Here is a 25116-nt window from a genome sequence, read left to right on the forward strand (position 1 = left end):
GCCGTGAACTGCAGGCGCGAGAACTTCAGGCCCAGGGAGATGGCCAGCGCGTGGGCCAACGTTGTCTTGCCAACGCCGGGCAGGTCCTCGATGAGCAGATGGCCACCGGCGATCAGGCAGGCCAGCGAGTCGGCGATCTGGGCCGGCTTGCCCTTGATGACCGTGCTAATCTGGTTTTGCAGGGCTTGCAGTTGCCCTGCGAGGGTTCGTGGTTGCGTCATGGCCCTGACCATATCAAGAGACATCGGCACATGCCCACTGCCTATTTCAATCCCCCCGAGTGCCGCCGCCATGACATGGGCGAAGGCCACCCCGAATGCCCCGAGCGTCTGGCCGCCATCGACGACTGGCTGATTGCCTCCGGCGTGGCGCCGGCGCTGGAACACTTCGACGCCAAGCCCGTGGACTTGGCGGACGTGGAGCGCGCTCACACCCACGGTTATGTTTCCGAGATCGGCCGGCTGCTGCGCGACTGCGCCGAGAAGGGCCAGCGCTGCGCGGTGGACCCCGACACCTCGGCCAACGCCCACACCTGGGCCGCCGTGCTGGCCGGCGCCGGCGCGGCCGTGCAGGCCACCGACCTCGTCATCGACGGCCGCGCCGACAACGCCTTCTGCTCCGTGCGTCCGCCCGGCCACCACGCCACGCGCGACCAGAGCATGGGCTTCTGCTTCTTCAACAACGTGGCCATCGCGGCGCGGCATGCGCTGGACGTGCGTGGGCTGGAGCGCGTGGCCATCGTCGACTTCGACGTCCACCACGGCAACGGCACCGAGGACATCATTGCCGGCGACGACCGCGTGCTGATGGTCAGCCTCTTCCAGCACCCGCTCTACCCCTACAGCGGCGCCGTGCCCAAGGGCACCAACATGGTCAACGTGCCGCTGCCGGCCTACACGCGCGGGCCCGAGGTGCGCGAGATGGTCGAGGCCATGTGGCTGCCGGCGCTGGAGCGCTTCAAGCCGCAGATGGTCTTCATCTCCGCCGGCTTCGACGCCCACCGCGACGACGACCTCGGCCAGATGGGCCTGGTGGAGGCCGACTACGAGTGGCTGACGCTCAAGCTCAAAGACGTGGCCGACCGCCACGCGCATGGCCGCATCGTGTCGGTGCTGGAGGGCGGCTACAACCTTCATGCGCTGGCGCGCAGCGTGGGTGTGCATCTGCGGGTGCTGGCGGATCTCTAGACCTTGTGGGACAGACCGCCCGAGCGAAGCGAGTAGCTCTGTCCCCAACTGACTAAAACTAGAACTAGAACTCTATGCACCAACCTCTGAGCCTGACCGAACTGCAGGCCTTGCTGACCCGTGTGTTCAGTACCGACGCCCTCGCCGAATGGGCGCTGCTGCTGGGCTGCCTGGCGCTCGCCGGCCTGCTGAGCTGGGGCCTGTGGCGCACAGTGATGAAGCGCGAGAACAGCGTGCTGTTCGGCGAGCGCGTCATCGACGGCGCGCTGTTCCCCCTGCTGGCGCTGGCCCTGGCCTTCGGCGCGCGCCGCCTGCTGCCGCTGTGGGGCCTGGCGCCGGCGCTGTTCAAGCTGGCGCTGCCGGTGCTGGTGTCGCTGGCTGTCATCCGCGTCATTGCGCGCGTGCTGAGGGCCGCCTGGCCCAACTCGGCGCCGATACGTGCGGTCGAGCGCATCGGCTCCTGGCTGGTCTGGATGGGCGCGGTGCTGTGGATCACCGGCCTGCTGCCCATCATCCTGGACGAACTGGACGACATCGGCTGGAAGTTCGGCGCCGTCAAGCTCACGCTGCGCAACATCATCGAAGGCGGGCTGACGGCGGCGCTGGTGCTGGTGATGGCGCTGTGGGTCTCGGCGGCCATCGAGTCGCGGCTGCTGCAGCGCGAGTCCATGGACCTGTCCATGCGCAAGATCGCAGCCAACTCCATCCGTGCGCTGCTGCTGTTCGTCGGCCTGCTGTTCGCGCTGTCGGCGGCCGGCATCGACCTGACTGCCTTGGGCGTGCTGGGCGGCGCGCTGGGCGTGGGCATCGGCTTTGGCCTGCAGAAGCTGGCGGCCAACTATGTGAGCGGCTTCGTCATCCTGGCCGAGCGGTCACTGCGCATTGGCGACATGGTCAAGGTCGACGGCTTCGAGGGCCGGGTGACGGACATCAAGACGCGCTACACGGTGATCCGCTCGCTGGGCGGCAAGGAAGCCATCGTGCCCAACGAGATCCTCATCACGCAGCGTGTCGAGAACTCCTCACTGGCCGACCCGCGCGTGCTGTTGTCGACCATGGTGCAGGTGGACTACGACTGCGATGTGGACAGCGTCATGCAGGCGCTGACCGAAGCCCTGGCCAAGGTGCCGCGTGTGCTGAGCGACCCGGGGCCGTCCGTGCAGCTGACCCGCTTTGCCGACAGCGGCCTGGAGCTGACCGTGCACTTCTGGATCATGGACCCCGAGAACGGCAGCGGCGGCGTGCGCTCGGACGTGAACCTGGCGGTCCTGCACACGCTCAAGCGACTGGGCGTGGACATTCCCTACCCGCAGCAGGTGCAGCGTCAGCCGAAGTCGGCGTCCAGCACGACCCTGTAGCGCGCCTTGCCGCTGCGCAGGTGCTCCAGCGCGTCGTTGACGCGGCTCATGGGGAAGCGCTCCACCTGCGGCAGGATCTGGTGCCGGGCCGAGAACTGCAGCATGGTTGCTAGCACCGACGGCGGCGGCGTCGGCGAGGCGGACAAGCCCTTCTGCCAGCTCAGCAGGCCGCCGCTCTTGATGCTCAGCGCGTCGGTCACCACGCCCACCAGATGCATGCGGCCCTTGGGTGCCAGCGTGGCGATCAAGGCGTCCCAGTTCAGCGCGGCGCCGACGGTGATGAGCAGGAAGTCCAGGCTGCCGGCCGCTGCCTTCAGCTCGGCCTTGTCGACGCTGGACGTTGTCTTGTGGGCACCCAGCGCCAGCGCCTCGTCACGCTTGGACGCTGAAGAGGTGAACGCCGTCACCTCGCAACCCCAGGCGCGCGCGAACTTGACGGCCAGGTGACCCAGGCCGCCGATGCCGACGACGCCGACACGGTCGGTCGGCTTGATGGCATGCAGCACGAAGGGCAGGAAGACCGTGCCGCCGCCGCACATCAGCGGGCCGGCGGCGGCCGGGTCCAGCGCGTCGGGCAGCGGGATGGCCCAGCTCCAGTGCGAGCGCAGCCGGTCTGCAAAGCCGCCGTGGCGGCCGATCAGCGTCGGCTGGCGCTTGCCGCACAGGTGCTGCTCGCCGCCAATGCAGAAGTTGCAGTGCGTGCAGCTGCCTGTGTGCCAGCCCACGCCCACGCGCTGGCCCAGTTGCCGGCCCTTGGCGCGCGCGCCCATCGCCGTGATGCGGCCGACCACCTCATGGCCGGGCACGACGGGATAGCTGGCCGGGAACCACTCGCTGTCGATCATGGCCAGGTCGGAATGGCAGACGCCGCAATGCTCGACGGTGATCTCGACATCCTCGTCGCCCAGCGGGCCGGGGTCGAAGTCGAAGGGTTGCAAGGGGCCGCCGGCGGCGTGGGCGGCGTAGGCGCGGATGTTGGACATGGTCGTCTCCGTTGTTTGGCCGATTGTGGCGAGCGCCGCTCAGCCGAGTCGTTCGCTCAGCCACCACATCAAGCCCACCTGCAACAGGAAGACCGTGATGGCGATCGGTGCGAGGCTGAGGCGGGGGTAGGCCGTGCCATAGGTTTGGATGACAGCCTTGCTGTGCGCCTGGCCGAAGCTCAAGTACCAGACGGCCGTCAGCAGCGAAGCCGCCAGCGCGGCGAACGCCGGGTTGACGGGTGCCGCAGCGCCCATCGCCAGCGAGAACATCGTGACCAGGCTGGTACCCGCGAGGACCAGCAGCCATAGCCAGGCGAGGGCGCCCGCGCCCTGGGGCCGCAGCGTTCTCGAATTGAGCAGATGGATGCCGGCACCGAAGGCCGGGCTGACGAGGAAGAAGCTCAGCAGCGCCGCGATGTCGGGGCTGTAGATCGGCGCCGCCAGTGTTTGCTGCGGCGGCTTCTGGACCGCGTCTTCGCCGGCCAGCGCCAGTTCGCCCGCACGGTAGGCGTCCAGAGCTTGCTGAGCCGCGTCGACTTCGCTCGCCGGGACGAGGACGCGAACACCGCCGACTGCCGGCGTCAGCCAGTCGTAGGCCTGGAGCAGATGGCTGTCCGTCGTCACCGGCGACAGCGCGGCGGACTCGAGGACACCTTTGATCAGGTGCGCCTCGGTCGGCGTCGAGCAATGCGCAACGGCGACGAAATCGTCGCTGTCGGCCTTGGGAAAGAGGGCGGCCATGGCGCTAGACGTCGTGTGTGTAGACGATGAAACCCGCGTGCTGCGCGACCTGGTCGTACAACGCGCGGCCGGCGGTGTTGGTGCCCTGCGTATGCCAGTAGACGCGCCGGGTGCCGGCCGCGCGGGCGGCGGCGTAGACAGCCTCGATCAAGGCCCGTCCCACGCCCTGGCTGCGGGCCTCGGGGGCCGTGAAGAGGTCCTGCAGATAGCAGACCGGCTCGATGCGGTTGGTGCTGCGGTGGAAGAGGTAGTGCACGAGGCCGAGCAACTCGCCGCCCTCGGCCACGGCCACCAGCGCGTAGATGGGTTCGGCGGCGTCCAGAAAGCGGCTCCAGGACGTGTCGGTGACCTCGGCCGGCAGAGCCGTCTCGCCGGCACGGCCGTAGAAGGCGTTGTAGCCGTCCCAGAGGTGCTGCCAGGCGGCGCGGTCGGAGGCTTGGAGCGGGCGAATCTGCATGGCGGCGTGTGCGGTGGCGGGCGCCGCGATTGTGGAGGCGACGCACATCGTTTGCGCACCGTCTGCGGGCAAGATGCCTGCTCGTCTTCACGGAGCCCCGCCATGCGCATCGCCCTGATCTGCTGCCTGCTGCTCGCCGCCTTGGCCGCGAGCGCTCAACCCCAGGACGGCCCGCCGCCAGGTTCGCCACCAGGGGGCCACCGCGGGCCGCCACCGGAGGCGCTGGCGGCCTGCAAGACGGCCAAGGCCGGCGCGGACTGCAGCTTCACGCACGAGAGCCGCGCGCTGAAGGGCAGTTGCTGGGCGCCCGAAGGCCGGCCGCTGGCCTGCCGGCCCGCGAATATGGGCGACCGCCCGCCGCCCGGCGCATCGGCGCTGCCGCCCAGGCGTTGATCAGGCCACGGCGACGGGAATGCTGACAGCCTTGCCCGAAGCAATGCGCTGCTTCCACTCGGCCGGGCCGGTGATGTGGGCGCTGGTGCCAGTCGCGTCTACCGCCACGGTGACGGGCATGTCCACGACGTCGAACTCGTAGATGGCTTCCATGCCCATGTCCTCGAAGCCCAGGACCTTGGCGCCCTTGATGGCCTTGCTGACCAAGTAGGCGGAACCGCCCACGGCCATCAGGTAGGCGCTCTTGTGGTTCTTGATGGACTCGATTGCGACCGGGCCGCGCTCGGCCTTGCCGATCATGGCGATGAGGCCGGTCTTGGCCAGCATCATGTCGGTGAACTTGTCCATGCGCGTGGCGGTGGTCGGGCCGGCCGGGCCGACGACCTCGTCGCGCACCGGGTCCACCGGGCCGACGTAGTAGATGACGCGGTTGGTGAAGTCCACCGGCAGCGTCTCACCTTTGGCCAGCATGTCCTGGATGCGCTTGTGCGCGGCGTCGCGGCCGGTCAGCATCTTGCCGTTCAGCAGCAGCGTTTCGCCCGGCTTCCAGCTCGCCACCTCTTCGCGTGTCAGCGCATTCAGGTCGACTCTTCTGCTCTTGTTGTAGTCGGGCGCCCACTTCACGTCAGGCCACAGGTCCAGGCTGGGCGGCTCCAGGTAGGTCGGGCCGCTGCCGTCCAGCACGAAGTGCGCATGGCGTGTGGCCGCGCAGTTGGGAATCATGGCGATGGGCTTGCTGGCAGCGTGGGTCGGGAAGGTCTTGATCTTCACGTCGAGCACGGTCGTCAAGCCGCCCAGGCCTTGGGCGCCAATGCCCAGGGCGTTGACCTTCTCGTACAGCTCGATGCGCATCTCTTCGAGCTTGTTCTGCGGGCCGCGCTGCAGCAGCTCGTACATGTCGATGTCTTCCATCAGCGCCTGCTTGGCCAGCAGGGCGGCCTTCTCGGCCGTGCCGCCGACGCCGATGCCCAGCATGCCGGGCGGACACCAGCCGGCCCCCATGGTCGGCACGGTCTTCAGCACCCAGTCGACGATGTCGTCGCTGGGGTTGAGCATGTAGACCTTGCTCTTGTTCTCCGAGCCGCCGCCCTTGGCCGCGACGATGACGTCCACCGTGTTGCCGGGCACCAGTTCCATCTGCACGACGGCAGGCGTGTTGTCCTTGGTGTTCTTGCGCGCAAAGATGGGGTCGTCCAGCACGCTGGCGCGCAGCTTGTTGTCGGGGTTGAGATAACCCTGGCGCACGCCTTCGTTGACGGCGTCCTCGATGCTGCCGCTGAAGCCTTCCCAGCGCACGTCCATGCCGATCTTCAGGAAGACGTTGACGATGCCGGTGTCCTGGCAGATGGGCCGCCGGCCTTCGGCGCACATGCGGCTGTTGGTGAGGATCTGCGCGATCGCGTCCTTGGCGGCGGGCGAGGCCTCGCTCTCGTAGGCGCGGGCCAGGTGGGCGATGTAGTCGGCCGGGTGGTAATAGCTGATGTACTGCAGTGCGGCGGCGACGCTGTCGACGAGGTCTTGCTGGCGGATGGTGGTGGACATGGCGAGGCGGGATGGAATGCGGGCGTCCGGAATTATCCGTGGACCTACAGACGTGACGGGTTCTCCGCTTGACTATGCTGGTTGCCAACCCGTGAAAGCCGCCATGAACACCCGCATCGAACGCGACACTTTCGGCCCCATCGAGGTGCCGGCCGACAGGCTCTGGGGCGCGCAGACGCAGCGCTCGCTGCAGAATTTCGACATCTCGGGCGAACGCCAGGCGCCCGAGCTGATCCGCGCGCTGGCCAGGGTCAAGCGTGCCTCGGCCGTCGTCAACCAGGCGCTGGGCCTGCAGGACGCCGGGAAGACCGAGGCCATCGTGGCTGCGGCCGACGAGGTCATCAGCGGCCTGCATGTGGACGAGTTCCCGCTGGTCGTCTGGCAGACCGGCTCGGGCACCCAGACCAACATGAATGTCAACGAGGTGCTGGCCAACCGCGCCAGCGAGCTGCTGGGCGGCGAGCGCGGCGAGGCGCGCCTGGTGCACCCGAACGACGACGTGAACCGCAGCCAGAGCAGCAACGATGTCTTCCCCACCGCCATGCATGTGGCGGCCGTGCAGGCGCTGACGGAACGCCTGCTGCCGCCGCTGCGCGCCTTGCGCACGACCTTGCAGCAGAAGGCCGAGGCGTTTGGCGACATCGTCAAGATCGGCCGCACGCATCTGCAGGACGCTACGCCGCTGACGCTGGGGCAGGAGATCTCGGGCTGGGTCGCGCAGCTGGCGCATGGTGAGCGCCATGTGCTGGCGGCCTTGCCGCACCTCTACGAACTGGCGCTGGGCGGCACGGCCGTCGGCACCGGGCTGAACGCGCCCAAGGGCTATGCCGAACAGGTCGCCGCCGAACTCGCGAGGCTGACCGGTCAGCCCTTCGTCACCGCGCCGAACAAGTTCGAGGCGATGGCCTCGTGCGACGCCCTGGTCCATGCCCACGGCGCGCTGAAGACCTTGGGGGCCAGCATGACCAAGATCGCCAACGACGTACGCTGGCTGGCCAGCGGCCCGCGCAGCGGCATCGGCGAGATCAGCATCCCGGAGAACGAGCCGGGCTCGTCCATCATGCCGGGCAAGGTCAACCCGACGCAGAGCGAGGCGGTGACGATGCTGGCCGCTCAGGTCATGGGCAACGACGTGGCCATCAACATCGGCGGCGCGTCGGGCAATTTCGAGCTGAACGTGTTCCGCCCGATGGTCATCCACAACTTCCTGCAGAGCGTGCGGCTGCTGGCCGATGGCATGGCCAGCTTCGACAAGCACTGCGCCGTGGGCATCACGCCCAACGAGGCGCGCATCGCCGAGCTGGTGTCGCGCTCACTGATGCTGGTGACGGCGCTGAACACCCATATCGGCTACGACAAGGCCGCGCAGATCGCAAAGAAGGCGCACAAGGACGGCAGCAGCCTGCGCGAGGCGGCGCTGGCGCTCGGCCATGTGACAGCCGAGCAGTTCGATGCGTGGGTGGTGCCGGGGCAGATGGTGGGGCGCTGAGTCGGCTCAGTGCTTGTCGCCGTGGGGCGGCTGCGGCAGCAACCTGTCCGTGAACGCGATGGCCATGGCCGACAGCAGGAAGGCGACATGGATGATGGTCTGGTACATCAGCGTCTTCTCGGCGTAGTTGTCGGCGTTGATGAAGGTCTTCAGCAGGTGGATGGAGCTGATGCCGATGATGGCGGTGGCCAGCTTGACCTTGAGCACCGACGCATTCACATGGCTCAGCCATTCAGGCTGGTCGGGGTGGCCGTCCAGGTCCATGCGCGACACGAAGGTCTCGTAGCCGCCGACGATGACCATGATCAACAGGTTGGAGATCATGACCACGTCGATCAACCCCAGCACGACCAGCATCAGGACGGTCTCGTTGAGCTTGTTGATCGGCTCGTAGCCGATGACGTGGTCGGCCGCGTCCTTGATGGCGGTGCTCTTGTAGCCAATGCTCTTGACGAGGATTTCCAGCGCATGCTGATCGCCGAATGCCGCCTCGATGAGGTGCACCAATTCCGTCCAGAACTGGAAGACGTAGACGCCCTGCGCCAGGATCAGGCCCAGATACAGCGGCAACTGCAGCCAGCGGCTCGCAAAGATGAGGCGAGGCAGGGGGCGGAGCTGGGGATCACGGGGCATGAGGGGAAGACCGAGCAGAATGGGTGGAAATTCTAGGTGCCGTGAATGACGCCACACCGTCAGGGCATCGTCAGACGCCCGAAGCACAGTCCGCGCCAAGAATCATCAGGAGACAAGCCATGAGTACGCTGAAAACCTATGCGCCCAGCCCCGAGTGGGTCGCCAATGCCCATGTGAAGGGCGAGGCCGGCTACGCCGCCTTGCAGGCCGAAGCAGAGGCCGACTACGCGGGCTTCTGGGCTCGCCAGGCCCGTGAGCTGCTGAGCTGGCAAACGCCGTTCACCAAGACGCTGAACGACAGCGACGCGCCGTTCTTCAAGTGGTTCGAGGACGGCAAGCTCAATGTCTCCTACAACTGCCTGGATCGCCATGTCGAGGCAGGCAAGGGCGGCAAGACGGCGCTGATCTTCGAGGCCGACGACGGCTCGGTCACCAAGGTCACGTATTCGGAACTGCTGGACAAGGTCAGCCAGCTTGCCAACGCGCTGAAGACACGCGGCATCCAGAAGGGCGACCGCGTCGTCATCTACATGCCCATGTCCGTCGAGGGCGTGGTCGCCATGCAGGCCTGCGCGCGCATCGGCGCGACGCACTCGGTGGTGTTCGGCGGCTTCTCGGCCCAGTCCCTGCGCGACCGCGTGCAGGATGCCGGCGCCGTGGCCATCCTGTGTGCCGACGAGCAGGCGCGTGGCGGCAAGGCGCTGCCGCTCAAGGCCATCGTTGACGAGGCGCTGGACGGCGGTGTCTGCCCGACGTTGAAGGACGTCATCGTCTACAAGCGCACCGGCGGCAAGATCGCCTGGGTCGAGGGCCGCGATTCGTGGCTGCACGAGCTGATGGCCGCCGAGTCCACGACCTGCGCGCCCGAATGGGTCGAGGCCGAGCATCCGCTCTTCCTGCTCTACACGTCGGGCTCCACCGGCAAGCCCAAGGGCGTGCAGCACAGCACCGGTGGCTACCTGCTGCACGCAGCGTTGACGACCAAGTGGACCTTCGACCTGAAGGACGACGACATCTTCTGGTGCACGGCCGACATCGGCTGGGTCACGGGCCACACCTACATCACCTACGGCCCGCTGGCGCTGGGTGGCACCGAGATCGTCTTCGAGGGCGTGCCCACCTACCCGGACGCCGGCCGCTTCTGGCAGATGATCGAGAAGCACAAGGTCACCATCTTCTACACGGCGCCCACGGCCATTCGCTCGTTGATCAAGGCGGCGGAGAGCAACCCCGCCGTGCACCCGGCGCGCTCGGATCTGACCAGCCTGCGCCTGCTGGGCTCGGTGGGCGAGCCCATCAACCCGGCTGCCTGGGAGTGGTACCACGAGCATGTGGGCGGCGGCCGTTGCCCCATCGTCGACACCTTCTGGCAGACGGAGACCGGCGGCCACATGATCACGCCGCTGCCCGGCGTGACGACGCTGGTGCCGGGGTCCTGCACATTGCCCTTCCCGGGTATCACGGCGGCCATCGTCGATGAGACCGGCAATGACGTGCCCAACGGCCAGGGCGGCATTCTCGTCGTCAAGAAGCCGTGGCCGAGCATGATCCGCACGATCTACGGCGACCCCGAGCGCTTCAAGAAGAGCTACTACCCGCCGGAGCTCAAGGGCTATTACCTGGCCGGCGACGGCGCCATCCGCGACGCCGAGACCGGCTACTTCACGATCACCGGCCGCATCGACGACGTGCTGAACGTGTCCGGCCACCGCATGGGCACGATGGAGATCGAGTCGGCGCTGGTCAGCTGCACCGAGCTGGTGGCCGAGGCCGCCGTCGTGGGCCGCCCGGACGACACCACCGGCGAGGCTATCTGCGCCTTCGTCGTGTTGAAGCGCGCCCGCCCCACCGGCGACGAAGCCAAGGCGATTGCCAAGCAGCTGCGCGACCACGTCGCCAAGGAGATCGGCCCGATCGCCAAGCCCAAGGACATCCGCTTCGGCGACAACCTGCCCAAGACGCGCTCGGGCAAGATCATGCGGCGGCTGCTGCGGTCGGTGGCCAAGGGCGAGACGGTGACGCAGGACACGTCGACGCTTGAGAATCCGGCGATCCTTGAGCAATTGGGTCAGGCTTACTGATCCTCGGATCGCCCAGCGAAAAGGCCGCCCTCGGGCGGCCTTTGCTTTTGGTGCGTCAGATCAGCCACGCTGACGGCGGCGGGCGACGAAGCCCACCAGGCCCATGCCGCCCAGCATCAGCGCATAGCTGCTCGGCTCCGGCACGGCCGACACGTTGAGTGCCTGGTCCAGATGGATCTTCAGGAACTCGGTGTTGTCCGAACCCAGGTTGCGGCCGCCGGTGCCGGGGTAGTTGTTGTCGTTGGCGACCAGCAGCGTGTGGGCATCGAGGATGAGCACGCTCTCGATGGTCGTGAACGGGAAGGTGAAGGCCGCGCTGCCGTCGCCGTTCAGGTCGTGCGGGTCGGCGATGTCCATCAGGTTGACCACTTCGGTCTTGACAACGTTGCCGCTGCTGTCGACGTTGTTCAGGTCGATCTTGAAGATCTTCTTGAACGGCGTGCCGCTGGTGGCCGTGGCGCCATTGCGCTCGATGATGAGGAATTCGTGGTCGTTGATGGCGGTCATGTCGCCGATGTTGGTGCCCAGCACGTCGAGCTTGTACTTCCACTGATCGCCGGTGTACGCCTCGGTGTTGACGTCGAAGGCGTTGATGCGCAGCGTCTTGGCCGCGTCGCCGGTGACGGTGCCTTCCAGCAGCGTGAAGAGGCGGTCGCCGTTCGGGTTGATGGCCATGCCTTCGAAGCCGTTGGAGCGACCCAGCGTGGCGCCGATGGTGCCGTTGACGACGGCCTCGTTCTGCGGCGAGGCCACGCCGAGCATGCCGATTTCGCGGCGCTGCACTTCGCCCTTGGCGTTGGTCTTGACCAGGTAGGGGCCGAACTCGTCGCCGAACCACAGGTTGCCGTTCTTGTCCTTGCGCACCGACTCGATGTCCAGGTCGGCGCCGGTCAGCAGGCGGCCGCTGCGGATGCTGGCATYGACCAGCGGGTTGGCCGCGCTGTTGTAGTAGCGGCTGTAGTCGGCCTGGACCTTGATGGACAGCAGGTTGTTCGGGTCGGACAGCGTGATGTAACTGCTGGACGTGAAGCCGCCGACCGCTGCGCCGGTTTGGTAGTTGGCGGCCGAGACGGCGCCGGTGCCGCCCGTGGCGGTCTTGAAGTCGGGCGTCACCGCGTAGATGCGCAGCAGCGTGTCGCCGGAGTTCTCCTTGGCGCCGAAGCCGTTGTCGGGCATGAAGTAGTAGCTGCCCGCGGTCGGGCCAGCCAGCACGGCCGAGAAGCCCTGCACGGGCTGCTTGTTCAGCAGCGGCAGCGGGTTGCCGCCGGCGCCGCTCGCGAACTGACCAGAGGTGGGACCGTCGGCGAAGGTATTGGCCGGCATCAGGGCCCAGCCCTCCAGCGTGGCCGAGGCGGCCTGGGCGGTGCTGAAGCCGAACAGAGCGGCAAGGGTCGCCGCGAGGGCGATGCGTGTCGGGAAGCGGGTCTTGTTCATGGGGAGGCCGGTAGGAGGCGCAGAACGGCCTGCGCGCTCGCGATTCTTGGCAGTGGCCATGAATCGCCAGTGACAGCCTCTTCCCTATCTCGCCTCTTCGGCTCACCCAAAGAAAACGGGCCCCACAGGGCCCGTCTTCACCAAGGAGCCGAGGTCACTTGACCGTCAGCACCCACTTGGCCAGCGTTTCGGCCTCGGCCGGCGTGACCGCATTGGGCGGCATGACCATGGTGCCCCAGACGCCGGTGCCGCCCTTCTGGATCTTCTCGGCCAGTTTCTTGTAGGCGTCCTTGTCCTTGGCGTACTTGGCGGCCACTTCCTTGTAGGAGGGCCCGACGATCTTCTTGTCGATCCCGTGGCAGTTCATGCACATCTTCTTCTGCGCCAGCTCCTGGTTGGCAAAGGCAGCGGCAGGGGCAATCAGGGCGAGACCGAGGAGCAGTGCTTTCATGGAAACCTTTCTGGGCGTTGGACTACAGTGAACGCAAAGATACCTGAAGGAGTTGACGCATGGCATTCGTATTGATCGGCGTCATCATGCTCGTGTTGCACCTGGGCGGCTGGGTGCAGTTCCACAAGGATGAGATGTGGGCCTGGCTTATCGTGCTGTCGCCCTTCGCGCTGGCGGTGGCCTGGTGGGCCTGGGCGGATTCGAGTGGGCTGACCCAGAAGAAGGCCATGGACGCGCTGGACGCCAAGAAGGCCGCACGTCGAGAGCAGCTGATGGAAGGGCTGGGGCAGTTCAAGCCTGGCGCCAAGAAGAAGCGCTGAACGCGCTTTCGGCTCACTCAAAGAGGTCGAGTACTGCGCCCGAGCTTGCGCTGGACGCATTCTTCGCAAACTTCGCCAGCACACCTCGCGTGTAGCGTGGCGCCGGCTTGACCCAGGTCTCGCGGCGCTTCGCCAGCTCGGTGTCGTCGACGTTGAGGCTCAGCACCAGCTGATGGGCGTCGATGGTGATGGAGTCGCCCTCCTGCACCAGCGCGATGACGCCGCCTTCGTAGGCCTCGGGGGCCACATGGCCGACGACCATGCCCCAGGTGCCGCCCGAGAAGCGGCCGTCGGTGATGAGGCCGACGCTCTCGCCCAGTCCCTGGCCGATCAGCGCACCGGTGGGGGCCAGCATTTCCGGCATGCCCGGGCCGCCCTTGGGGCCCAGGTAGCGCAGCACCATGACGTCGCCGGCGACGATCTTGTTGGCCATGATGGCGGCCAGCGCGCTCTGTTCGTCGTCGAAGACGCGCGCCGGGCCTGTCATCACGGGTGTCTTCAAGCCAGTGATCTTGGCGACGCAGCCTTCGGGCGACAGATTGCCCCGCAGGATGGCCAGGTGGCCTTCGGCGTAGATCGGGTCGGCCACCGGCTGGATGACGTCCTGCTCGGCGCTCAGCGCCGGCACGTCGGCCAGGTTTTCGGCAACGGTCTTGCCGGTGATGGTGATGCAGTCGCCGTGCAGCAGGCCGGCGGTCAGCAACTCCTTCATGACGGCCGGCACGCCGCCGGCCTTGTGCAGGTCCACGGCCAGGTATTTGCCGCTGGGCTTGAGGTTGCACAACACCGGGATCTCCTTGCGTATGCGCTCGAAGTCGTCGATGGTCCACTCGACTTCGGCCGCGTGGGCGATGGCGAGGAAGTGCAGCACCGCGTTCGTCGAGCCGCCGGTGGCCATGATGACGGCGACGGCGTTCTCGATGGCCTTCTTCGTGACGATGTCGCGCGGCTTCAGGTCGGCCTTGACGGCTGCGACCAGGTAGTCGGCGGCCTTCTTCACGTTATCGACGACTTCATCCTCGACGTTGGACATGCTGGACGAGTACGGCAGGCTCATGCCCAGCGCCTCGAAGGCCGAACTCATCGTGTTGGCCGTGTACATGCCGCCGCAGGAGCCGCTGCCGGGGATGGCGCGCTTCTCGATCTGGCAGAAATCTTCCTCGCTCATCTTGCCGGCGCTGAACTGGCCGACGGCCTCGAAAACGCTGACGATGTTCAGGTCCTGGCCCTTGTAATGGCCCGGCTTGATGGTGCCGCCGTAGATGTAGATGGCCGGCACGTTGGCGCGCAGCATGCCCATCATGCCGCCGGGCATGTTCTTGTCGCAGCCGCCGATGACCATGACGCCGTCCAGCCACTGGCCGCCCACGCAGGTCTCCACGCAGTCGGAGATGACCTCGCGCGACACCAGGCTGTACTTCATGCCTTCGGTGCCCATGGCCATGCCGTCGGAGATGGTCGGGGTGCCGAACAGCTGGGCGTTGGCGCCGGCAGCCTTCAGGCCGATGACGGCCGCGTCGGCGAGCTTTTGCAGGCCGGAGTTGCAGGGCGTGATGGTGGAGTGGCCGTTGGCGATGCCGATCATGGGCTTGCCGAAGTCGGTCTCCTGGTAGCCCATGCCGTAGTACATGGAGCGGTTGGGGGCGCGGGCCACGCCTTCGGTGATGTTCTTGCTGCGGCGGTTGAAGCTCATGGAGGTCTCCTCGTGAAGCCGGAAGTTTGGCGTGCGGCTCAACGCTTATCAAATATATTGTTCACGTCGAATCAATACTCTGGGTGAATTGATGCTTGAGCTGCGCCCCCTCCAGCAATTCCTCGCCGTGGCCGAGCTGCTGCACTTCGGCCGTGCCGCTCAAGCGCTGCACATGAGCCAGCCGCCGCTGACACAGGCCGTGCGCAAGCTGGAGGCCCAGCTCGGTGTGCAGCTGTTCGAGCGCAGCAGCCGCAGCGTGCGCCTGACGGCGGCTGGCGCGGCGCTGCAGGTGTCGGCGCAGAAGCTGCTGGCAGAGGCTGCCGCGCTGCCGGCCGAGGTGAGGGCGGTGGCCGACGGCCTGGCCGGCCGGCTGCGCCTGGCCTTCGTGTCCACGGTGGGCTTTGGTGGCCTGCCGCAGTGGCTGCGGTCCTTCCGCGAGGCCTGCCCGCAGGTGGCGCTGGCCCTGCGCGAGGCGACGCTGGACGTGCAACTGCACGACTTCGCCACCGGCGCCATCGACGCCGGCTTCGTCATCCACACACCCGGCAACGCGCCCGCCGGCTTCGAGCGACTGTCCATCGGCGTCGAGCCCCTCGTGCTGGCTCTGCCCAGCAGCGACCACACGCCCAGCGACGCCCAGTGCCGCGCCGCGCCTCTGGTCATCTTCCCGCGTGAGGTGGCGCCGTCGCTGTTTGATGCCATCCTGGCCCACCATGGCGCCGCCGGCGTGGCCCAGGAGGCCATCCAGATGCAGACCATCATCAACCTTGTCTCCGCCGCCATCGGCGTGGCCTGGGTGCCGGCCAGCCTGCAGGGCCTGCAGCGCGCGGGCGTCGTCTACCGCAGCATGGCCGGCGCGCCCCAGGTCGAGACCAGCCTGATCTGGCGCGCCGATGCGCCACCCGTCGTCGCGCGCTTCGTTGACCATGTGCGCGCCCATGCCTGAAGTCACACGGGGCAAACCCGGACTTCCGCGCGGGCCTCTGCCGCGTTGAGCCGGCGCCCCCAGGAGCCCCCCGATGAAACGCTGTCTTCTTCCTCTCGCGCTGGCCCTCTTGGCCGGTGCCGCCCAGGCCGACCTGCTCAAGGACCCGCAATGGCAGGCCTGGCTGGACAACGGCAAGACCGCCGACCTGACCCGCGCCGCCCTGGCCCGCGCCAAGGCCCAGCCCGATGACGACCAGGCGGCCATCGCGCTGGCCCTGGCCGCCGTCGACGACAACGATGCCGCGCGCCTGGAGGCCAGCCTGCCGGCGCTGCAAGCCTGCGCCGAGAAGCGCCAGCAAGCCGCTTGCACCTACGCGCTCGGCCGCGTCTACGGCCAGCAGGCCATGACGGCCGGCGTCTTCAAGATGGCGGGTCTTGCAGCCAAGACCAAGGAGCACTTCGTCAAGGCCGTGGAGCAGGACCCGCAGCTCTTCGAGGCGCGCAGCGCGCTGGCCCAGTTCTATCTGATCGCGCCGGGCTTCGTCGGTGGCAGCGAGGCCAAGGCCCGCGAGCTGGCCAGCGATGCGCAGGCCCGCCAGCCGGAGCAGGCCAAGCTGATCCGCTTCCTTGCCGCCGCGCAGGACAAGGACTGGAGCGGCGCCGAGAAGGAGCTGGCCAGCGTCAGGCCCGGCGACGACCGCACGCTGCAGCGCGAGCTGCGCAACGGCTGGATGCGCGTGGGTGCCGAACTCGTCGAGCAGAAGACGCTTGCCAAGGCCAAGGCCGTCTTCGAGACCGTGCAGCGCGACCACCCCCAGCACGCCGCCGGCTCTTACGGCCTGGCCCGTGTCGCGCTGGACAGCCAGCAGCCCGACGAAGCCCTGCGTCTGCTGGAGCGCTGCCGCACGCTGGACGGCGCCGACCGCTATCCGCTGGACTACCGCGCCGGCCAGGCCTTGCAGGCCAAGGGCGACAAGGCGGGTGCCAAGCTGGCGCTGGAGCGCGTCGTGCAGAACAAGCGCTCCAGCCCGCGCATCGTCGAGGACGCCAAGAAGCGGCTGGCCGAGCTGGCCTGATCAGGGCGAGAAAGCGGCTGGCTATGATGCCGGCCGCTTCCCTTCCGCCTGCGACCCATGCTGGTTCACCCCCAGTTCGACCCCATCGCCCTCCAACTCGGCCCCGTGGCCGTGCACTGGTACGGCATCACCTATCTGGTCGCCTTTGGCCTCTTCCTATGGCTGGCGGGCAAGCGTGCGCGCATGCCCCAGCACGCGGCCGTCGGCTGGACCAAGCCGGACGTCGATGACGTGCTCTTCTACGGCGTGCTGGGCGTCGTGCTGGGAGGGCGCCTGGGCTATTGCTTCCTCTACAAGCCCGACTACTACCTTCACAACCTCACCGAGGTGGTCGCGGTCTGGAAGGGCGGCATGGCCTTCCACGGCGGGCTGCTAGGCGTGTTGTTCGCCTTGTGGCTGTTCGGGCGCCGGCGCGGCCGCAGCTTCTTCGAGGTGTCGGACCTGATCGCCCCCTGCGTGCCGCTGGGCATCATGGCCGTGCGCCTGGGCAACTTCATCAATGGCGAGCTGTGGGGCCGCCCCGCGCCGGCCGATCTGCCCTGGGCCATGAGATTTCCGCAGGCCAATGATCTTGAGGGCGTCGTGCGGCACCCGTCGCAGCTCTACCAGGCCGCCGGCGAAGGCCTGCTGCTCTTCATCATCCTGTGGTTCTACGCCCGCAAGCCGCGCGCGACCGGGCAGATCTCGGGCGTCTTCATGATGGGCTACGGCGTGTTCCGCTTCGTGGCCGAGTACTTCCGTGAGCCCGACGACTTCCTGGGCCTGCGCGCGCTGAACTGGAGCCAGGGCCAGTGGCTGAGCCTGCCCATGATCCTGGCCGGCGCCGCGATCTTTGCCTGGGCGACCAAGCGCAATCAGAGGCCCGCATGAGGCAAATCTTTTTCGACACCGAAACCACCGGCCTGGACGCCGACAAGGGCGACCGCATCATCGAAGTCGGCTGCGTGGAGATGGTCGACCGGCAGCTGACCGGCAACAACCTGCACCTCTACATCAACCCCGAGCGCGCCAGCCACGAGGATGCGCTGCGGGTGCACGGGCTGACCGAGGCCTTCCTGTCGGACAAGCCCAAGTTCGCCGAGATCGTCGACCAGTTGCTGGCCTTCGTGAGCGGCGCCGAACTCGTCATCCACAACGCGCCCTTCGACATCGGCTTCATCAACGCCGAGCTGAAGCGCCTGCGCCGTGGCGTGCTGACCGACCATGTTGGCGGCGTGCGCGACACGCTGCTGATGGCGCGCGACCTTTTCCCCGGCAAGGCCAATTCGCTGGACGCGCTGTGCCGCCGCCTGGAGGTGGACAACACCAAGCGCGTGCTGCACGGCGCGCTGCTCGATGCCGAACTGCTGGCCGACGTCTACATCCGCCTGACGCGCGGCCAGGACGCGCTGCTGATGGATGACCACGGCGATTCGGCCGGTGGCGACGCCCAAACGACCGTCGAGGCCGTGGACCTGAGCCGCTTCGAGCTGCCCGTGCTGCGCGCCGACGCAGCCGAGACGGCGGCCCATGCCAAGCTGATGACAGATCTCGACAAGGCCGCTGGCGGCGCCTGCCAGTGGCGCAAGCTGGAGCCGGCTCAAGCCGTGGCATAATCGCGGGCTTCGCGGAACTCGAGTGGCATTTGGCTCGGGCGTTCAGGGCGGTTAGCTCAGGGGTAGAGCACCACATTCACACTGTGGGGGTCGCAGGTTCGAAACCTGCACCGCCCACCAAGACTCTTCGAGTTGCGGTGGATTCAGTTTTCAGGATTGGGCGGTTAGCTCAGGGGTAGAGCACCACATTCACACTGTGGGGGTCGCAGGTTCGAAACCTGCACCGCCCACCAATCCAATCTTCAGACCCGGCCTGGATGCTGTCCATGCCGGGTTTGTCGTTTCTGGGCGTGCTTCGCCCGTCAGCGCCTCGCCACGCACTCGGCCAGCTGGCCGGTCTGCAGGCGCGCCAGGCAGACGAGGCACAGCAGCGAGAACACGGCGCCGGCCAGCAGCGTGAATCGGTAGTCGTGGCCGGACAGGTCGAGCATCGGCCCCTGGATGCCACTGACCAGGATGGTGCCGAAGACCACCACCAGGTCCTTGGTCGAGTTGAACTGGACGAAGCTGGCGCGCGGGAACAAGGCCATGGGCATGGAGGCCGAGGCCGTGAACCAGGCGCCGGAGATCACGACGTGGGCGATGTAGAAGGCGCGAAAGCTGGCCTCGTCCTCCACGCCCGCGAATCCGACCGCCGAAATGACGCAGTACATCGCCAGGACGACGGCCGAGACCCGCGTCGCGCCGAAGCGGTCGGCCAGCCAGCCGATGCCGAGGGCCGAGAGGATGGAGACGGCGTAGCCGGCGGCGGTCAGCGTACCGAGCGTGGCTTTCAGAATGCCCGTGGCATGGGCGTAGTGCAGATAGAAGGTGTTGAACGGGCTGAAGGTGACGCTGGCCAGCACGAAGGCCGCGACCGCCCAGCCGTAGGGCCGATAGCGGAAGCATTCCAGCATGTGCTCCAAAGGGAAGCGCAGGCGTCGCATGGGCCGCTCTGGCGGCGCGGCATCGGCGGCCAGCGGCGCCTCCTTCACCATCAGCGCCATGCCCAGAATCGGCAGGCAGAACAGCAACCCTACGCCGATCAGGATCTCGTGCAGGTATTGATCGGTGAGGGCAAAGATCCAGTGGTGATAGGCGATGCCCGCGCTCAGGCCGGCAATGCGGAACACCGCGAAGAAGCGGCCCAGCAGGCCGGCCGGCACCAGATCGTTGACCAGGCCGTTGAACAGCGACAGGGCGCTGATGGCTGCGCAGTCGAAGACGGTCCAGAACAGGCAGAACAGGGTCAGGCGGCAGGTGCGCAAGCCGGGTGACCAGCCGCCCAATGCGGCGTCGAGCGTGCCGGCCAGCATGGGCGACGACGCCAGGCCCCACACGCCCAGGCAGCCGATGGGCGCTGCCGCCAGCAGGAAGGGCGTGCGCCGGCCCAGGCGGCTGCGGCATCGATCGGAATGAAACCCGACCAGTGGCACCACCAGCAGGCTCAGCACGGCCGGCACCGTCGACATCAGCAGCGAGACCGTCGTGTCGGAGGCCGCATGCCGGCGCAGCAGTTCAAGCGCAGTCGGAATGGCGGCCCGGTCGCGCATCGCCATGCCGATGTCGCCGAGCAGCAGCCAGCACAGCAGCGCGAGCAGCGCCGCCGTGCCAAGCGGTAGGACCGCCCCTGCACGCCGCATCGTCAGCTGCACGGCCTCACTGCCTCACCGGACCGGTAGATTTGCGGACGACGAGTTCGAGCGGGAAGGTGATCTTCTTGGCCTGCACGCCCTGGCCACCGATCACGGCAAGCAACTCGTCCACGGCACAGGCGCAGAGCTGGGCCAGTGGCTGGCGCATCGTGGTCAGCGGCGGATGGATGTGGCGGGAGGTCACGATGTCGTCGAAGCCCACGACCGAGATGTCCTCCGGAACGCGCAGGCCCTTGCTATGAACCGCGTCGATGGCGCCAAAGGCCATCTCGTCGTTGGCGGCGAAGATGGCGGTCGGCGGCTCTGCCAGCGCAAGCAGCCTCTCGGTGGCGGAATAACCCCCTGCTTGAACGAAGTGGCCGGCATCCATCAATGAAGTGTCGACGGCGATGCCTGCGTCGTTCAGCGTCTCGACATAGGCCGCCTGGCGTGCAGCGCTCTGGCCCGTGAACTGGGAGCCGGCGATGAAGGCGATGCGGCGATGACCGAGTGACAACAGGTGCTCGACCGCCGCGCGGGCGCCCTTGCGGTTCTCGGCCACGACGACCGGCAGCTCCACGGCGCGGGCCTCGAAGTTGAGCAGGACGCAGGGCAGGTGGTGCTTTTCCAGCTCGCCGAGGTAGCCGTCCTCGCCGTTGGGCATGGGCAAGATGAGGCCGGCGCACAGGTTGGCCAGCATGTCCCGCGTGCCCGCGCGATCCGCGCCGTCGAAGCGCTCGGCGTTGAACAACAGGATGTCGTAGCCGCGGGCGCGAGCAGCGTCGTTGATCGCCTTGGTGAACTCGTGAACCATCAGCGAACCGAAGTTGTTCACGAAGATGCCGATGAGCTTGCTTTTCTCACCGCGCATGCGGCGGGCAACCATGTTCGGCGAATAGTTCAGCTTGGCGGCCGCCTCCATGATGCGTGCGCGCGCCTCTTCGGACACATAGCCCTCGCCGCGAATGGCGCGCGATGCCGTGATTGGGGCGACCCCCGCCATCTTGGCTACTTCACTGAGCCTGCTGGGCTTTCGCATAGGTCGACATGAAAATGGAATACCTGAATGTGGCAACGATACCACATTCGCCGCAGCGGCGACCGAGGGAAATCTCGTGGGGTCGTCCGCCTAATGCTTTTCACCGATGTCTGGAAAAACAGCTTTGCGGCCATCTGTTGATATGCTAACGTAACCATACTGATGGTGAGGAGGCCTTGCGGCGCTCGCTGGCCGGGCCCTGTCAAGGCGCCAGTCGGTGCCAGCGGCAGGGCTTGCACGCATGAATGTCAGTGGCGTGGGCTGGGTCCCACGCGTTCAACCGATGCAAACGATGAAACTGAATCAATACTTGACCTGCCTGGTGTTCACGCTGGGCCTTGCGCTTGGCGGATGCGCAAGTGTGACGCCCGCCACCGGACCCGGCCGCAGTGAAGTCATTGCGGCGATCGACAAGGTCAACGGCTACTGGGAGGCGCGCACGCCCGCCGAGGAAAGCCCGTTCTGGAATGTTGCCGCCTACCACACGGGCAATATCGAAGCCTACCGGGTGACAGGCAATGAACGCTATCGCCGCTACTCCGAAGCCTGGGCCGAGCACAACCAGTGGATGGGCGCCAAGGGCAAGGACAAGGCGAGCTGGAAATACACCTACGGCGAGACCGAAGAGCACGTGCTGTTCGGCGACTGGCAGATCTGCTTTCAGGTCTACGCCGACCTCTACCAGCTCGACAAGGACCCGCGCAAAATAGCCCGTGCCCGGGAGGTGATGGAATATCAGATGAGCACCGCCAACAAGGATTATTGGTGGTGGGTGGACGGGCTGTACATGGTCATGCCAGTCATGACCAAGATGTACAAGGCCACCGGCAATCGCCAGTATCTTGACAAGCTGTACGAGTATTACAGCCATACCAACAGCATCATGTTTTCGCCGGAGGCGAATCTTTACTACCGAGACGCCAGATACGTTTATCCCCAGCACAAGAGCGTCAACGGGAAAATGGATTTCTGGGCGCGCGGCAACGGCTGGGCATTTGCTGCCCTGGCCAGGGTGCTGTCGGAGCTGCCGCAGGACGACCCGCATCGCGCTGAGTACGTCGAGCGCCTACAGGCCATGGCTGCCGCGCTGCTGCCGGTGCAGCAGCCCGAGGGTTACTGGACGCGCAGCCTGATCGACCCGGCCCATGCGCCCGGCCCGGAGACCAGTGGCACCGCGTTCTTCACCTATGGCCTTTTGTGGGGCATCAACAATGGCCTGCTGCCGCGCGACCGCTACCTGCCGGCGGCCCAGCGCGGCTGGCACTACCTGACGACGGTCGCGATGCACGCGGACGGCAAGCTGGGCTATGTTCAGCCCATCGGTGACCGCGCGATACCGGGGCAGGTGGTGGACCAGAACTCGACGGCGAATTTCGGCGTCGGCGCCTTCCTGCTCGCGGGGGCCGAAATGGTCCGGCTGCTCGAAAAATAAACACGCGGCAAGGAGACAAGATGGAACGTCGCAATTTCATTCGCGCAGCGTCCTTCGGGCCGTCCATGGCCGGTTTGCTGGTGGCAGGCCAGGCGGGCGGCGCCACGGCGACGAACTCGCCCGGCCAGGACCGCGCCTACATGCTCAATCTGCTGCGTCAGATGGCAGAGCCGGTGCTGGAGCCCATGTCCAGGGGCGAGCTGAAGAAGCGGTTCGTGCTCGAGCTCAGCCCGACCTGGGATGGCCGTGACCCCGCGGTCGCCTACCTCGAATGCTTTGGCCGCCTGATGTCGGGCATTGCGCCCTGGCTTGCGCTGCCGGCGGACGACAGCGCCGAGGGGCGGCTGCGCGGCCGCCTGCAACAGCAGGCGCTGCAAAGCTACGCCAACTCGGTCGACCCCAGGAATCCCGACTACCTGACCTGGAAAGGGCACGGCCAGGCGCTGGTCGATTCCGCCTACTTCACCAATGCGCTGATGCGTGCGCCCAAGGTGTTGTGGGAGCCGCTGGACGCCGCCACGAAAGCGCGCATCGTGGCCGAGATCAAGGGCCTGCGCCGCATCGAGGTGCCCTACATCAACTGGCTGCTGTTCGCGGCGATGAACGAAGCCTGGCTGCTGTCCATCGGCGAAGAGTCCGACCCCATGCGCATGAATGGCGCGATCCGCAAGATCAACGAGTGGTACGTTGGCGACGGCTGGATCAAGGATGGCCAGGACTTCCACTTCGACTACTACTGCTCCTATGTCATGTACCCGATGCTGATCGAGATCCTCGATGTGTTGGTGGCAAGGAAAGGGCCGTTCTGGAACGCCAAGCCCGAGGATCTGCTGGAGCAGGCCACCAAGCGTGCGCAGCGCTATTGCGAACACCTGGAGCGCTTCGTCGGCCCGCAAGGCAGCTACCCGCCCATTGGCCGCTCGCTCACCTACCGCACGGCGGTGTTCCAGCCGCTGGCCTTGCTGGCCTGGCGCAAGCAACTGCCCGCATCGCTGCCCGAGGGCCAGGTGCGTTCGGCCCTGCACGCCGCGCACGTCGCCATCTGGGACGGGCCGGGCAACTTCACCAAGGACGGCTTCCTGACCATCGGTTTCCGCGGTCATCAACCCGAGCTTGGCGACTGGTACTCGAACAACGGCAGCATGTACATCGCCGCCGCTGGCCTGCTCGCGTTGGGCCTGCCCGCCAGCGACTCGTACTGGACCGCACCGGCGCAGGACTGGACCCAGAAGAAGGCGTTCAGCAGCAACCGCTTCCTCAAAGACTACGCAGTGAGCTATTGATGAAGCGACTGATCCTCGCCGCCTGGCTGGCTCAGCTTGCAATGGGCGCCGCCGCGGCTGAGCGCATGCTCGTCACGGTCCGGCACGACCTCGATGCGGCGCGGCCGGCCGAGACCATCACCATCCCCTGGTCCGAGGTCAACCGCCGCCTGCCCGGGGCGCTGCTGCAGCAGCTCGCGGTGCGCGACGCCAGTGGCCGGGTCCTGCCCTACCAGGTGACCAACGTGGCGCCGCTGGCGCGGGATCCCAAGGGCGAGGGCCTCGCCTACGGCGAGCTGATCTTCCAGCACGACTTTGCAGCCGGTGAGCGCAGTGCCCGCTTCACCGTCGAGAAGACCAGGACCGTCGCGCCGCCGTTCCCGGTCAAGGCCTTTGCCCGCTATGTGCCGGAGCGCCTTGACGACTTCGCGTGGGAAAACGACAAGATCGGCCACCGGACCTACGGCCAGGCGCTGGCAGCACCGGCGCCACCCGGCAGCGACAAGGAAGTGCTGGTGACCAGCGGCGTCGACATCTGGTTCAAGCGCCCGGCCTACCTCATCGTCGACCGTTGGTACAACAAGGGCCACGACCACTATCACAAGGACGAGGGCGAGGGGCTGGACATGTACGCCGTCGGCCGCACGCGCGGTGCGGGCGGCACCGGCATCTGGAACGGCAGCCGCCTGGCCGTCAGCCGCAACTATTCAGGCTGGCGCGTCATCGCCAACGGCCCGGTCCGGGCGGTGTTCGAGCTGACCTATGACAGCTGGGACGCAGACGGCGTTCAAGTCGCCGAAGTGAAACGCTTCACCGTCGACGCAGGGCACTACTTCGACACGGTGGAGAGCACGTTCAGCGCGCCCGGCCAGCAGACGCTCACCGTCGCTCTCGGCCTGAACAAGAAGCCCGCCTACGCCGAGCAGGCGCCGGTGGTCACCACCTATCGAGCGCCGGCGACGTTGATGCAGTGGGTGCGCCAGCGCAGCGCCGGTGATTTCGGCACCGCCATCATTCTTCCCGGTGCGGACGGCTATGCGGCCGACGCCGACAACGAGCTGATCCTCGTCAAGGCCAAGCCGGCGCAGCCGCTGCGTTACTACCTCGGGGCAGGCGCGAACTGGTCCGGTGAATTTACAACAGCGCAGGCCTGGCAAGCGTATGTGGAGGCTTATCGCAAGCGCGTCGCCGCGCCGATCAGTATTCAGATAGATGTGGAATAGAGCAGGCGATCTACAGCGCCCGGAACATCGCTCGAAAATGGGCGGTGTGACAGCGCGCGGTATTTCAAGTGGTGGCGCGACGCGCCTTACGAATTCGCTATATCTCCAGCCCTCTTATTCATACCAAATTGCTGGGGATCGACATTAAGCTGTAGTTGTTGACATCGAGGCTCAGCACTCGCAGCCT

23 protein-coding genes, 2 tRNA genes and 2 pseudogenes are annotated in these 25116 nt (G+C 66.8%); 15 read left to right on the top strand and 12 right to left on the bottom strand.

Annotated elements, in window-relative coordinates:
* The coding region (locus tag ACXRVZ_RS10000) for an AAA family ATPase (RefSeq protein WP_458232367.1) at positions 1-221 on the bottom strand (221 nt) is incomplete at its 3' end.
* Positions 222-251: 30 nt separating this feature from the next.
* On the opposite strand from ACXRVZ_RS10000, the gene ACXRVZ_RS10005 reads away from it, so the two are divergent.
* Entirely contained in the window at positions 252-1187 is a 936-nt protein-coding gene (locus ACXRVZ_RS10005; RefSeq protein WP_457426288.1) for a histone deacetylase family protein, read from the top strand.
* Between the two features lie 74 nt (positions 1188-1261).
* The gene (locus ACXRVZ_RS10010; protein WP_458232368.1) at positions 1262-2545 is read left to right on the top strand and encodes a mechanosensitive ion channel family protein; all 1284 of its coding nucleotides are present in this window, start codon (positions 1262-1264) and stop codon (positions 2543-2545) included.
* On the opposite strand, the gene ahr is transcribed toward ACXRVZ_RS10010, so the two are convergent.
* From ahr to ACXRVZ_RS10025, 3 genes are read right to left on the bottom strand one after another with little or no spacing between them, the layout of a single operon-like run.
* A complete protein-coding gene (gene ahr, locus ACXRVZ_RS10015) occupies positions 2512-3528 on the bottom strand; it encodes an NADPH-dependent aldehyde reductase Ahr (protein ID WP_457426292.1) in 1017 nt (338 codons plus the stop codon). The two genes, ACXRVZ_RS10010 and ahr, sit on opposite strands and share 34 nt — an antisense overlap.
* A 39-nt stretch (positions 3529-3567) precedes the next feature.
* On the bottom strand, positions 3568-4269 hold the full coding sequence (locus ACXRVZ_RS10020; protein WP_457426294.1) for a hypothetical protein: 702 nt from the start codon (positions 4267-4269) through the stop codon (positions 3568-3570).
* A gap of 4 nt (positions 4270-4273) precedes the next feature.
* Positions 4274-4726, bottom strand: a complete 453-nt coding sequence (locus tag ACXRVZ_RS10025; protein WP_457426296.1) for an N-acetyltransferase family protein — start codon at positions 4724-4726, stop codon at positions 4274-4276.
* Positions 4727-4828: 102 nt separating this feature from the next.
* Here ACXRVZ_RS10025 and ACXRVZ_RS10030 point away from each other — a divergent pair, with 102 nt between their 5' ends.
* Positions 4829-5119, top strand: a complete 291-nt coding sequence (locus ACXRVZ_RS10030; protein WP_457426298.1) for a hypothetical protein — start codon at positions 4829-4831, stop codon at positions 5117-5119.
* Here the strand turns inward: ACXRVZ_RS10030 and ACXRVZ_RS10035 are convergent, their stop codons facing one another.
* A complete protein-coding gene (locus ACXRVZ_RS10035) occupies positions 5120-6661 on the bottom strand; it encodes a fumarate hydratase (RefSeq protein WP_457426300.1) in 1542 nt (513 codons plus the stop codon).
* A 103-nt stretch (positions 6662-6764) separates the two neighbouring features.
* Between ACXRVZ_RS10035 and fumC the strand changes: the two genes are divergently transcribed.
* Complete coding sequence (gene fumC, locus ACXRVZ_RS10040; protein WP_457426302.1) at positions 6765-8150, top strand: class II fumarate hydratase; 1386 nt, start codon at positions 6765-6767, stop codon at positions 8148-8150.
* Between the two features lie 6 nt (positions 8151-8156).
* Here the strand turns inward: fumC and ACXRVZ_RS10045 are convergent, their stop codons facing one another.
* A complete protein-coding gene (locus tag ACXRVZ_RS10045; protein ID WP_457426304.1) occupies positions 8157-8783 on the bottom strand; it encodes a TIGR00645 family protein in 627 nt (208 codons plus the stop codon).
* Positions 8784-8902: 119 nt separating this feature from the next.
* Here ACXRVZ_RS10045 and acs point away from each other — a divergent pair, with 119 nt between their 5' ends.
* Positions 8903-10864 (top strand): acetate--CoA ligase, encoded by a 1962-nt coding sequence (gene acs / locus ACXRVZ_RS10050; RefSeq protein ID WP_458232369.1) that lies wholly within the window; start codon positions 8903-8905, stop codon positions 10862-10864.
* Positions 10865-10924: 60 nt separating this feature from the next.
* Here the strand turns inward: acs and ACXRVZ_RS10055 are convergent.
* The 3 genes and pseudogenes from ACXRVZ_RS10055 to ACXRVZ_RS10065 form a co-directional block, all read right to left on the bottom strand.
* Positions 10925-11023 (bottom strand): annotated as a pseudogene (locus ACXRVZ_RS10055) (FxDxF family PEP-CTERM protein); the annotation flags it as partial.
* An 81-nt stretch (positions 11024-11104) separates the two neighbouring features.
* Positions 11105-12358 (bottom strand): annotated as a pseudogene (locus ACXRVZ_RS10060) (esterase-like activity of phytase family protein); the annotation flags it as partial.
* A gap of 94 nt (positions 12359-12452) precedes the next feature.
* Positions 12453-12749 (bottom strand): c-type cytochrome, encoded by a 297-nt coding sequence (locus tag ACXRVZ_RS10065; protein ID WP_457426308.1) that lies wholly within the window; start codon positions 12747-12749, stop codon positions 12453-12455.
* 59 nt (positions 12750-12808) lie between these two features.
* Here ACXRVZ_RS10065 and ACXRVZ_RS10070 point away from each other — a divergent pair, with 59 nt between their 5' ends.
* Complete coding sequence (locus ACXRVZ_RS10070; protein ID WP_457426310.1) at positions 12809-13069, top strand: TIGR04438 family Trp-rich protein; 261 nt, start codon at positions 12809-12811, stop codon at positions 13067-13069.
* A 13-nt stretch (positions 13070-13082) separates the two neighbouring features.
* On the opposite strand, the gene ilvD is transcribed toward ACXRVZ_RS10070, so the two are convergent.
* Positions 13083-14762, bottom strand: coding sequence for a dihydroxy-acid dehydratase (gene ilvD / locus ACXRVZ_RS10075; RefSeq protein ID WP_458232370.1), 1680 nt, complete (start codon positions 14760-14762; stop codon positions 13083-13085).
* 91 nt (positions 14763-14853) lie between these two features.
* Here ilvD and ACXRVZ_RS10080 point away from each other — a divergent pair, with 91 nt between their 5' ends.
* The 6 genes from ACXRVZ_RS10080 to ACXRVZ_RS10105 all read left to right on the top strand — a co-directional run bounded on the left by ACXRVZ_RS10080 (position 14854) and on the right by ACXRVZ_RS10105 (position 18593).
* The gene (locus ACXRVZ_RS10080; RefSeq protein WP_458232371.1) at positions 14854-15708 is read left to right on the top strand and encodes a LysR family transcriptional regulator; all 855 of its coding nucleotides are present in this window, start codon (positions 14854-14856) and stop codon (positions 15706-15708) included.
* Positions 15709-15781: 73 nt separating this feature from the next.
* Complete coding sequence (locus tag ACXRVZ_RS10085; protein WP_458232372.1) at positions 15782-16765, top strand: tetratricopeptide repeat protein; 984 nt, start codon at positions 15782-15784, stop codon at positions 16763-16765.
* Between the two features lie 57 nt (positions 16766-16822).
* On the top strand, positions 16823-17635 hold the full coding sequence (gene lgt / locus ACXRVZ_RS10090) for a prolipoprotein diacylglyceryl transferase (protein WP_458232373.1): 813 nt from the start codon (positions 16823-16825) through the stop codon (positions 17633-17635).
* A complete protein-coding gene (dnaQ, locus tag ACXRVZ_RS10095) occupies positions 17632-18360 on the top strand; it encodes a DNA polymerase III subunit epsilon (protein ID WP_457426321.1) in 729 nt (242 codons plus the stop codon). The genes lgt and dnaQ overlap by 4 nt, the downstream gene beginning before the upstream one ends.
* Before the next feature lie 45 nt (positions 18361-18405).
* A tRNA-Val gene (locus ACXRVZ_RS10100) sits at positions 18406-18480 on the top strand.
* A gap of 38 nt (positions 18481-18518) precedes the next feature.
* Positions 18519-18593: transfer RNA gene (locus ACXRVZ_RS10105), tRNA-Val, on the top strand.
* A 69-nt stretch (positions 18594-18662) separates the two neighbouring features.
* Here ACXRVZ_RS10105 and ACXRVZ_RS10110 read toward each other — a convergent pair.
* Both ACXRVZ_RS10110 and ACXRVZ_RS10115 read right to left on the bottom strand, forming a co-directional pair.
* A complete protein-coding gene (locus tag ACXRVZ_RS10110; RefSeq protein ID WP_457426323.1) occupies positions 18663-19982 on the bottom strand; it encodes an MFS transporter in 1320 nt (439 codons plus the stop codon).
* Between the two features lie 16 nt (positions 19983-19998).
* A complete protein-coding gene (locus ACXRVZ_RS10115) occupies positions 19999-21012 on the bottom strand; it encodes a LacI family DNA-binding transcriptional regulator (protein ID WP_457426325.1) in 1014 nt (337 codons plus the stop codon).
* A gap of 292 nt (positions 21013-21304) precedes the next feature.
* Here ACXRVZ_RS10115 and ACXRVZ_RS10120 point away from each other — a divergent pair, with 292 nt between their 5' ends.
* From ACXRVZ_RS10120 to ACXRVZ_RS10130, 3 genes are read left to right on the top strand one after another with little or no spacing between them, the layout of a single operon-like run.
* Positions 21305-22444 (top strand): glycoside hydrolase family 88/105 protein, encoded by a 1140-nt coding sequence (locus ACXRVZ_RS10120; RefSeq protein ID WP_457426327.1) that lies wholly within the window; start codon positions 21305-21307, stop codon positions 22442-22444.
* A 20-nt stretch (positions 22445-22464) separates the two neighbouring features.
* Positions 22465-23727 (top strand): DUF2264 domain-containing protein, encoded by a 1263-nt coding sequence (locus tag ACXRVZ_RS10125; RefSeq protein ID WP_457426329.1) that lies wholly within the window; start codon positions 22465-22467, stop codon positions 23725-23727.
* On the top strand, positions 23727-24929 hold the full coding sequence (locus tag ACXRVZ_RS10130) for a DUF4861 family protein (RefSeq protein ID WP_457426331.1): 1203 nt from the start codon (positions 23727-23729) through the stop codon (positions 24927-24929). The genes ACXRVZ_RS10125 and ACXRVZ_RS10130 overlap by 1 nt, the downstream gene beginning before the upstream one ends.
* Positions 24930-25116 lie beyond the last annotated feature (187 nt).

It is taken from the genome of Roseateles sp. P5_E8, assembly GCF_054177665.1.